The 10,117-nt window shown below is 65.5% G+C and carries 8 protein-coding genes; 3 read left to right on the top strand and 5 right to left on the bottom strand.

Annotation, left to right across the window (positions count from 1 at the left end):
* The 3 genes from QMA10_RS11855 to QMA10_RS11845 all read right to left on the bottom strand — a co-directional run.
* On the bottom strand, positions 1–591 hold a 591-nt coding region (locus QMA10_RS11855), incomplete at its 3' end, for a DUF6507 family protein (protein ID WP_290168609.1).
* Positions 592–693: 102 nt separating this feature from the next.
* On the bottom strand, positions 694–1,521 hold the full coding sequence (locus QMA10_RS11850) for an aldo/keto reductase (protein ID WP_290168608.1): 828 nt from the start codon (positions 1,519–1,521) through the stop codon (positions 694–696).
* A gap of 9 nt (positions 1,522–1,530) precedes the next feature.
* Complete coding sequence (locus QMA10_RS11845; protein WP_290168606.1) at positions 1,531–2,655, bottom strand: VIT1/CCC1 transporter family protein; 1,125 nt, start codon at positions 2,653–2,655, stop codon at positions 1,531–1,533.
* 380 nt (positions 2,656–3,035) lie between these two features.
* Here QMA10_RS11845 and QMA10_RS11840 point away from each other — a divergent pair, with 380 nt between their 5' ends.
* Entirely contained in the window at positions 3,036–4,790 is a 1,755-nt protein-coding gene (locus QMA10_RS11840; protein WP_290168605.1) for a long-chain-fatty-acid--CoA ligase, read from the top strand.
* A 53-nt stretch (positions 4,791–4,843) separates the two neighbouring features.
* Positions 4,844–6,001, top strand: a complete 1,158-nt coding sequence (locus QMA10_RS11835) for an AI-2E family transporter (protein ID WP_290168604.1) — start codon at positions 4,844–4,846, stop codon at positions 5,999–6,001.
* Positions 6,002–6,037: 36 nt separating this feature from the next.
* On the opposite strand, the gene QMA10_RS11830 is transcribed toward QMA10_RS11835, so the two are convergent.
* Positions 6,038–7,552, bottom strand: coding sequence for a sodium:solute symporter (locus tag QMA10_RS11830; protein WP_290168603.1), 1,515 nt, complete (start codon positions 7,550–7,552; stop codon positions 6,038–6,040).
* 219 nt (positions 7,553–7,771) lie between these two features.
* On the opposite strand from QMA10_RS11830, the gene QMA10_RS11825 reads away from it, so the two are divergent.
* Positions 7,772–8,347, top strand: coding sequence for a cupin domain-containing protein (locus QMA10_RS11825; RefSeq protein ID WP_290168601.1), 576 nt, complete (start codon positions 7,772–7,774; stop codon positions 8,345–8,347).
* A 28-nt stretch (positions 8,348–8,375) separates the two neighbouring features.
* Here the strand turns inward: QMA10_RS11825 and QMA10_RS11820 are convergent, their stop codons facing one another.
* Entirely contained in the window at positions 8,376–10,064 is a 1,689-nt protein-coding gene (locus tag QMA10_RS11820; RefSeq protein WP_290168599.1) for an FAD-dependent monooxygenase, read from the bottom strand.
* Positions 10,065–10,117: the final 53 nt, after the last annotated feature.

Here is a 10,117-nt window from a genome sequence, read left to right as displayed (position 1 = left end):
CACGCAACCGCCTGTCCCGCCACCGGGCGGGCGATGGGGTCCGGGACAGGCGGTTGCGTGCGGCCAGCGGGGCAAACCGGGAATCCACGGCGGGCGCATCCACCGGGGCGGGCCCATCCACCCTGGCGGTCGCATCCACCGCGGAGGGCCCATCAACCATGGAGGGCCGATCAGCCGGTACGGCAGCTTCAGCAGCGGGTTGGGCAGGACCGGAAGGGGCTTTTGGGGCCAGATGGGCTTCCAGGGAGGCGGTCCGGGCAGCGGTTTTCCTATGATTCCCGGAACAGCCGCGGCTGCGGCCTCGGCATGCATCCGCATTTCCTGATCAGCGGCGGCATACCCGGCCACCGCCGCCTTCACTGATTGCACGGCCCGGCCGGAGCCGGCCACAGCGGAAGCGAGGTCACGAAGGAGTGTTTCAGCCGCATACTGGGCGAGGGCGCGGCCCACCGGACTGGAAGCAAGCGAAGAGACGACTGTGTCCACGCTGTCCTGAAGGTCTGAAGCGAGGGAAGCCAGGGGCGCCAGCTCCGCTTCCGTGTCCTGCAGGACAGCGAGGACTGCCGCGGTGTCAATGGCGTAAGCGACCACGAGTTCCCCTTCCGATGCCCGGCGGCCGGCCGGTCAGCTCAATCTAACCGGTCCGGTTAACCGCGGATATGGAAGGGTCCCGCCTGTGGAAAACCTTGGGAGCTAGTGGCCGAAGACGTCTGAATCGGTCACGGCAGCATCAGTTTCCAGCTGGTCCAGCGCCGACATCTCCGAGCTGTCCAGCTCAAAGTCGAAGATGTCCAGGTTCTCAGCCATCCGCTCCGGGTTGGCTGATTTGGGAATGGTGACGATGCCGGACTGGATATCCCAGCGCAGCACCACCTGTGCCGGTGTCTTGCCGTATTTGGCTGCAAGGGTGCCCAGCAGGGAATCCTCCAACAGCCGGCTGCCCTTGCCCAGCGGACTCCATGCCTCGGTCACCGTTCCGAGCCTGGCATTGGCCTCCCTGATATCCCTGCGCGGACGGTAGGGATCGAGCTGGATTTGGTTCACGTCCGGGACCAGCCCGGCATCGGCCAGCTTCTGCAGATGGGCGGGCTTGAAGTTGGAGACACCTACGGCTTTGACCAGGCCATCCTTCTGGGCGGCCCGCATGCCGCGGAACGCGTCCACATAGGTGTCCTGTGCGGGATTGGGCCAGTGAATCAACAGCAGATCCACGTAATCCGTTCCCAGCCGCTGGAGTGCCGCCTCCACGGCCCGTCGAACACCGTCGAAACTGTGCCATTCCTTGTTGAATTTCGTCGTGATGAAGGCTTCGGCGCGGTCCAGGCCGCTGCGGCGCAGGCCCTCGCCCACACCCGTCTCGTTGCGGTAGTTCTCGGCGGTGTCAAAATGCCGGTAGCCCAGACCGATGGCGGCTTCCACGGCATCAGCCGCTTCGGCATTGTCCAGGGGCCAGGTTCCCAGCCCGATCTGGGGGATAAGGGCGCCGCTGCGCAGCGGAAGGACGGGCACTGAAGTAGTCATGGGGGAAGCCTAGGCCACCCCGGTGCCGAACAGCATGCCCAGCAGGTACGTGGCGCCGGCCGCGCCCAGGCCGATCGCCAGCTGACGCAGGCCCCGCTTCATCGGTGACGCACCGGAGAGCAGACCCACCACGCCGCCGGTGATGAGCAGGGCCAGGCCCACGAGGACGCAGGACATGACCACGGCGGCCAGCCCGGTGAGCCCAAAGATATAAGGCAGGACCGGGATGATGGCACCGGAAGCGAAGAAGCAGAAGCTGGAGGTGGCCGCCCCAAGTCCCGTGCCTACCGTCTCGTGCTCGTCCACGCCTTCAACGGCGGCTTCCGGGTTCAGCGAGAAGCTCGGGTCGCAGTCGCAGGTGTACAAACCCATCCGCTCGGCCGCACGGTGCTCAGCAGCCTCGGGGGACATGCCCCGTGCCCGGTAGACCAGCACCAGCTCGTTGGCATCAATATCCAGGGACTTCGCGGCAGCCAGCGTGATCTGGGTGGGGCGGGACGCTTCAAGGAGCTCGCGCTGGGAACGAACTGAGACGTATTCACCCGCTCCCATGGAGAGCGCACCGGCCAGCAGTCCGGCCAGGCCGCTGAACAGGATGAAGCCGCTGGACACACCTGTGGCGCCAATGCCCATCACCAGGGCGAGGTTGGATACCAGCCCGTCATTGGCGCCAAACACTGCGGCACGGAAATTGCCGGAGAGCCTGTTTCGTCCCCGGGTGGCCAACCCCCGCACCACTTCCTCATGGATTTGTTCATCGGCGGCCATGGCACTGGTGGCACTGGGATCCTGTGCATAGGGGGAGCGGCCTTCGGCACGCTGCGCCAGCGCGAGGACAAAGACCGAGCCAAAACGGCGGGCCAGGAACCCGAGCAGCCGGTTGCGCAGGGACGCGCGGGTCCTTCGGTTGGCTTCTTCACCCAGCAGTTCGCGCCAGTGGGCTTCATGGCGCCCTTCGGCCTCGGCCAGGGCCAGCAGAATGTCGCGTTCTTCGCCGCTGCGGCGTTCGGCGAGGTAGCGGTAGGTGTCTGCTTCAGCGCGTTCGTCGGCCAGGTATTGCCGCCAGCGTCTCAGATCGGACGACGACGGCGGCGCCGGCTGGTGCGGGCGTTCGGCTTCTGGGTGGGTGTTCAACACTGCTCCTGGTACTTGGACCGGAGTATTGGGAAAGGCTCCGGTCAGCTGATGGCGAAACTGACCGAAGGTCTCGCTCGCCCGTGCGTTGAACACAGTGGGTGGTATGCCGGGCCGCATGGCGGCCAGTGTGTCGACAGACCTCGGCTTCTTCCGCGGATCCGGTGAACATCGAGGCCAGCGGATAATCAATAACCGCTGCCGGAGTTCACTACTATGGATTCTGCGGGAGGGCCGGAGCTACTCCCCTTCGACCTATCAGTGTAGCGGAGAACTAAGTGCAACCCGAGGAAGACAGGATGCAGGCAGCAGCAGACAAGGGTGCCCAAACCGGCGGGCCTGGAGCGGAGGCTCCCCGCTCAGAGGATAAAGTCGGACACGTGACTACTCATACACCACCGCCCCCTGCCGAACACTCACGGCCTTGGACGCGCCACTACGGTGCAGGGGTTCCTGCGGACCTGACCCTGCCGGAGGGGTCCCTGGTGGACATGGTGGAGCAGTCCATCCGGAAATACGGTTCCAAAACCGCCCTGGAATTCTTCGGAGCAACTACCAGTTACCAAGCCCTCGGCGAACAAATCCGCTGTGCCGCCTCCGGACTTAAGAAGCTGGGCGTGAAGCAGGGCGACCGGGTGGCGCTGGTGCTGCCCAACTGCCCCCAGCACATCGTGGCGTTCTATGCGGTCCTGCGGCTGGGCGCCGTCGTCGTGGAGCACAACCCGCTGTACACCGACCGGGAACTGCGGCACCAGTTTGAGGATCACGGAGCAACAGTGGCCGTGGCCTGGGACAAGGCGGTGGACCGGCTGCAGGCGCTGCCCGCAGACATTCCGCTGCGCAGCATCGTGTCGGTGAACCTGATCGACAGCATGCCGCTGAAGAATCGGCTGGCCCTTAAACTTCCCGTTCCGGCGGCACGCAAGGCCCGGAGCGCCCTGACCGTCTCCAAGGCACCGAAGAGCGGAGCCCGGCAGGTCATCGCGTGGAAGAAGCTGCTGGACAACCGCCCGCTCAGGCGCCGGCATCCGAGGCCCGAGGCATCGGATCTTGCCGCGATCCAGTACACCAGCGGCACCACGGCCGCACCCAAGGGCGCCATGCTCACCCATGCCAACCTGATGGCCAACGCTGCGCAGGGGCGGGCCTGGGTGCCGGGGCTGCGGCCGGGCAAAGAAACGTTCTACGCCGTCCTGCCGATGTTCCATGCCTACGGACTCACCCTGTGCCTCACCTTTGCGATGAGCCTGGGCGCCAAGCTTGTCTTGTTCCCCAAGTTCGACGTGGATTTGGTGCTGAACGCAGCGAAGAAGTCACCGCCCACTTTCCTGCCGGCCGTTCCGCCGATCTATGACCGCATTGCGGCCGGAGCCAAGGAAAAGGGAGTCTCCCTGCAGGGCGTGCGCTTCGCCATTTCCGGCGCCATGAACCTGCCGGTCTCCACGGTGAAGGCTTGGGAGGAAGCCACCGGCGGGTATCTGATCGAGGGGTACGGGCTGACCGAAACGTCACCGGTGGCCCTCGGCAATCCGATGGGCCCCACCCGGAAGCCCGGAACCGTGGGCGTGCCCTTCCCGCTGACCGACATCCGTGTGGTGGATCCGGAAAATCCCGCCGTGGACCGCGTCCCGGGCCAGGAGGGTGAACTCCTGATCCGGGGTCCACAGGTGTTCCAGGGTTACTGGAACAAGCCGGCGGAAACCCAGGCGGTCCTGCTGGAGGGCGGCTGGTTCCGCACCGGTGACATTGTCTCCGTGGATGAGGACCATTTCGTCACGATCCGCGACCGGATCAAGGAATTGATCATTACGGGCGGGTTCAACGTCTCACCCTCCGAGGTGGAGGAAGCGCTGAAGCGCCACGACAGCATTGCCGACGCCGCCGTCGTCGGCATCGGCAGGCCCGGCGGGGGAGAGGACGTGGTAGCCGCCGTCGTCCTTAAAGAAGATGCGCATTTCCAGCCCGAAGATCTGCGCGACTATGTCCGCAGGGAACTGGCAGCCTACAAGGTGCCCCGCCGGATCGTTCAGATTCCTGACCTGCCGCGCTCACTGATCGGCAAGGTGCTGCGCCGGCACGTGCGGGACAGCCTGACCGATCCCGCGCCCCCGTCCGGGGACCCGACTGCACAGTAGCGGCAACACCCGAGTAATTCCTTCACCGGTTCCGCCAACAGGAAGACCAAGACATGCCCAGAATACCGTCCACCCTGCAGCGCGGACAGTCTCAGAACTCGCCCCGGGGATATTGGAGCGGCTCGCTGGGCCATGCCGGCCAGCGCTCGGCGCAGATCCTGCTGGTCCTCCTGCTGGCGGCCGTGGCGGTTTACGGACTGCTGCAGATCACCCTGGTGGTCATTCCGGTGCTGCTCGCACTGATCCTGGCTGCGGCAATTGCACCGTTCGTGAACTGGCTGCGGCGCAAGGGGTGGCCGAGCGCCCTTGCCACCGGAGTGTCCTTCCTGCTCCTGCTCATCGTGTTCGGCGGACTCATCACCGGCATCGTTTTCGCCATCCGCAGTGAATGGAGCTCGCTGGTGGACCAGGCCGTGGACGGCTTCAACAAGCTGTACGAGTTCATCCAGGACAGCCCCATCCCGCACGACGCCGCCACCATCGAAAACGCCCGTGACGCCGCCATCGGCTTTGCCACCAGTTCCACGGTGGGCAACGGCGCCCTGGCCGGCATTGGCGCGGCCACCAACTTCATCACCGGGTTCCTCCTGATGGCAGTGGTGCTGTTCTACTTCCTCAAGGACGGGGACAAGATCTGGGCGTTTGTTCTGCGCTGGTTCCACGGGGAACGGCTGGAGAAGGCGCGGCTGTCCGGTACGCGGGCCATGGAAGTCCTGGGCGGATATGTCCGGGGAACCGCCATTGTGGCGGCTGTGGACTCGATCTGCATCGGTGCGGCCCTGTTCATCCTGCAGGTCCCGCTGGCCCTGCCGCTGTCCGTGATCGTTTTTGTCGGCTCGTTCATCCCACTGGTGGGCGCCACCGCGGCCGGCGTACTGGCGGCCCTGATTGCGCTGGTGGCCAACGGCCCGGTGGTGGCGCTGATCGTGGTCATCGTGATCATTGCGGTGAACCAGATCGAGGGCAACTTCCTGCAGCCGGTGGTGATGGGCCGCACCCTGAGCATCCACGCCCTGGTGATCCTGCTGGCGCTGACGGCCGGTACCATCCTGGCCGGCATCGTGGGCGCCATCCTCTCCGTTCCCATCGCCGCAGTCTCCTGGGCGATCATCAAAGTCTGGATCGGAGAGGACGACGGTAATCCGGAAGAAGACCCCGAACTCCCCGAGCCGGAAGAAGCAGACTCCGCCGGCGCGGCTGCCCGGGACTGATTTACAGCCCGGGCGAACCGTGGAACCTCCGGCGCCTCAGGCCACCGGTGCGGTCTCGGCGCCGGTATCGCTCCAGCGGCCGGCCACCCGATCCTCCCACGCCCGCATCACGCCGTCGTCAGTGCGCGGTGTGAGCAGGGAACCGGCCACATAGGCGGCGGCGGAGGCCAGCAGCCCGAAGTAGATGGGTTCGTTGGCGTAGATGCCGTCGTACTGCTGTTCTGCGGTGATTTCCAGGAAGGCCATGGTTCCCAGCGTGACCACGGTGCCCGCAGCCATGGACAGTGCCGCGCCGAAGCCGGTGCCCCGCTTCCAGGTGAGCCCGCCGAGGATGCTCACCAGGAGGCCGCCCACCAGGATGTCATAGGAAATGGTCAGGGCAGCCACCACGTCCTGAACGGCGATGGCCAGGCCAATGGCCGCCAGTCCCAGCCCCAGTACCCAGGCGCGGTTCTTCGACACCTCATGCTCGGGGTTGCCGCTGGTTTCAGTGTTGGCGTCCGCGCCGCGTCCGCGGATCCAACCGGTGACAAAGGGGACAACGTCGGCGCGGGCCACGGTTGCGGCGGCAATGAGCGCGCCGGAGGCCGTGGACATCATGGCAGCGACCGCCGCCGCGAGCACCAGGCCGCCCAGTCCCACCGGCAGGATGCTCATGGCAACATCTGCGTAGACATCGTCCTTGGAAGCCACGGCAGGCAGGACCACGCTGGCGGCCATGCCGATCACCGCTCCCGCTACGCCGTACAGGATGCAGTAGATCCCCGCGGCGGTGCCGCCCCACTGGGCGATCAGCGGCGTGCGCGCGGTGAAGACCCGCTGCCAGATGTCCTGCCCGATCAGCAGGCCCAGGGTGTAAACCACAAAATACGTCACGATGCTCTGAGCGCCGATGCCGGTCACGCTGAAGAACTCGGCACCCACACGCTCCCGGATACCGTCCAGGCCGCCGGCCGCGTTCAGGGTAAAGGGCAGCATCAGGGCAAAGACGCCTACGGTCTTAATAATGAACTGGACCATATCGGCCAGGGTGATGGACCACATTCCGCCGATGGTGGAGTAGATCAGCACCACTGCGCCGCCCACGGCGATGGCCGCCCACCGCTCCCAGCCGAAGAGCACAACGAAGATGGTTGCATAGGCCCCCGTCGACGTCGCGCACAGCATGAGCGTGTAGGCGAGCATCACGAGGGAGGAGACCTGGGTGGACCTGACCCCGTAGCGCAGGGTGAGCATCTGCGAGACCGTGTAAATCTTCAGTTTTTGCAGCGTGGAGGCAAAAAGCAGGCTCAGGAGCAGCACCCCGGCGCCGATGGCCACCACCAGCCACATACCCGAGATCCCGTAGGTGTAGCCCAGGCCAACTCCGCCTACGGTGGAGGCTCCGCCCAGTACGACGGCGGCCATGGTGCCGGTGTAGAAAACCGGGCCCAAACGGCGGCCTGCCACCAGATAGTCGCTGACATTCTTGGTCCGGGACTTTCCCCACCAGCCAAAAGCCAGCATGCCCGCAAGGTAGACCACCACGATGATGGTGTTTAGGTGCTCCATGAAAATCCTGCCGTTGCGCCGGACTCGGCGGCGAAATGCCCCCGAGTAAACTTATGTTGTCCCGTAGGCTAATTCAGCGCGGTGCCACCGTCAATGATTTGGCGGCTTGTTAAGCGGGTGCGGCCGGGCCGGGACGGAGCGCCCGGCCGCACTCGATATGCTCGGAGCAGGGAACCGGCGGGTATGCCGCCGGAAACAAATGAGAGGACGTTCTCCGTCATGAAGGCCTTGCCAGTAGAGCCCTCCAATGCGCCGGTGGCCATCGGACCGAGGATCCGCCTGGCACGGCAGGCCCGCCGGATGACCATTGAGCAGGTGGCCGGCGCCACGGGTCTCACGAAGGGGTTCCTCAGCAGGGTGGAGCGGGACCTGACATCGCCGTCGGTGGCCTCCCTGCTCACGCTGTGCCAGGTGCTCTCGATTTCCATCGGGGACCTGTTTACGGCACCGGCAACGGAGCTGACGCGCTGGCGCGATGCGCCGTCAGTGAATTTGGGCGGCACCGGAATCACGGAACGGCTGGTGACGCCCCGTGCCGAACGCCGGGTTCAAGTCATCCGCGCCGTCATTGAGCCCAGGGGTTCCGGTGAGACGGAGCTCTATTCCGTGGATTGTGACGTGGAGGTACTCCATGTGGCGCGCGGGCGTTTTGTGCTGGAGTTCGCCGGAGAAACCATGGATCTCTGCGAAGGGGACACCGTCACCTTTCCGGGCCAGGAGCCGCACTCATGGCGCAATCCGGCAGATGAAGAGGCCGTGGTGCTGTGGACGCTGGTCAGCCCGTCGGCGAGCTGACCCGGACGGGCTAGACGGGCTAGGCGGGCTAGACGGCGGCCGGGCTGCCGGCAGCCGGAGTGGTCAGGCGCTCCAGATACTCCACTGCGCCCGTGATGTCCGTTCCCTGGGAGCGGAAACCGATATGTCCGTCCGGGCGCACCACCAGGATCTCCGGACGCCGGACGCTGAGTCCAAGCCGTTCGAAGGCCAGCCCGCTCACGTCCTGGATTTCCGAAGGATCCGCCGCTGCCAGCCGGCTGCCTACACTCAGGCGCTGGACGCTGAGCCACGGGGAGAGCTGTCCGAGGGCGTCGTGGAGCCGCAGCTGGGTGTCTGCGGGCCACCCCGGGCCGGAAAGGAGGACATGGAACCCCGGCGTGGAGAGAATGTCGTGCAGGCGCCGCTCGCGCCCCTGTTCCAGGACTACGGCGTCAGGCATCCGGTCCCCGGCCTTGGGCCCGGTTGTCAGGAATGCGGGAAGGCGGCTGTCTCCGGTGTCCACCATGTGGCTGCCCCGGTACCGGGTGTCCAGCTGGGAGACCGTACGGAACAACCGAGAACGCAGCGCCTTGGACCCGGAGGCCCTGGGGGCAACGGCAGGCAGGATCTTGGTGCGGGGAAGCTTCAGTAGCCCGTTCCTGGAGGAGGCCAGCCGGAAAATGCGGTCAGTGAACTGCAGGACGGCTTTGCCAACGGGGCGCCGTTCCGCGTCGTAGCTGTCCACCAGCTCTTCGGAGGCGAGGCCGCGTGCGCCCAGAGCCAGCTTCCAGCCCAGGTTCAGGGCGTCCTGGATGCCGGTGTTCATGCCCTGTGCGGCAACAGGGGAGTGGACATGGGCGGCGTCTCCGGCAAGAAAGACGCAGCCGTTCTGGAAGTATTCAGCCATCCGGTGGGAGAGAGTGAAATCGCTGATCCACTGCGGGTCCCGGAGGGTTAGTGCTCCGCCCGAGAACTTGTCAGCGGTTTTCTGCAGGGACTCCAGAGTTGCCTGCGCCGGGTCGCCGTCCTCCTTCATGGCGATCAGGCGCCACGTTGCGGGGCGGCCCAGCGGGAACAGGAACATGAAGCCGTCCTCATTGAGGTAAGCGTGCATGTGTTCAGCTTCCGCGCCGTCAACTTCGAGATCAGCCAGCACATAGGTGCCGGGATAGCTGCTGCCGCGCCAGTCCATGCCTGCCTTGGCGCGAACCGTGCTGTGCGCGCCGTCCGCACCAACCAAGTAGCGGGCCCGGATGCGTTCGATGCCGCGGTCCAGGCGCTGGACCTTGGCTTCCACTCCGGCAAACGGATCATCCGGGTCCAGGAACTGAATATCCTGCAGCTCAACACCGCGTTCCACTCTGACTCCGCGGCCGGACAGGTGGGCGGCAAGAGCGTGTTCGGTCTCCGCCTGGGAGAGGAACAGCAGGTGCTGGAATTCGGAGTCCTCAATCCCTGCGTCTGACAGGTCTACGGGAAGGGTCTGATCCGGCAGATGGAGGTGGATCCCGCGCGCAGGATGGCCCGCTGCCGTCAGCGTGGTGCTAATCCCGAAAGGCCTAAGGGCTTCCAGGGTCCGCGGCTGCAGTGCGAGCGCACGCGACTCTTCCGAGCGCGTGAGGCTGCGGTCAATAATGCGAAAGCTCGTCCCGAAGCCCGCCAATTGGGCCGCCAAGGCCAGCCCGGTTGGGCCTGCGCCCACGATCAGGACATCGACGTCGTAGTTACTGTCCGCACTGTGCTTTTGAGCCGCCATAGGAACAGCCTAGTCTTGACGGCGGCCCACGTTCCACTTTAGCCTCATGGGAA

Source organism: Arthrobacter sp. APC 3897 (assembly GCF_030407495.1).
Classification (GTDB): Bacteria; Actinomycetota; Actinomycetes; order Actinomycetales; family Micrococcaceae; genus Arthrobacter_B.
This window is presented reverse-complemented; position numbering and strand designations above follow the sequence as displayed.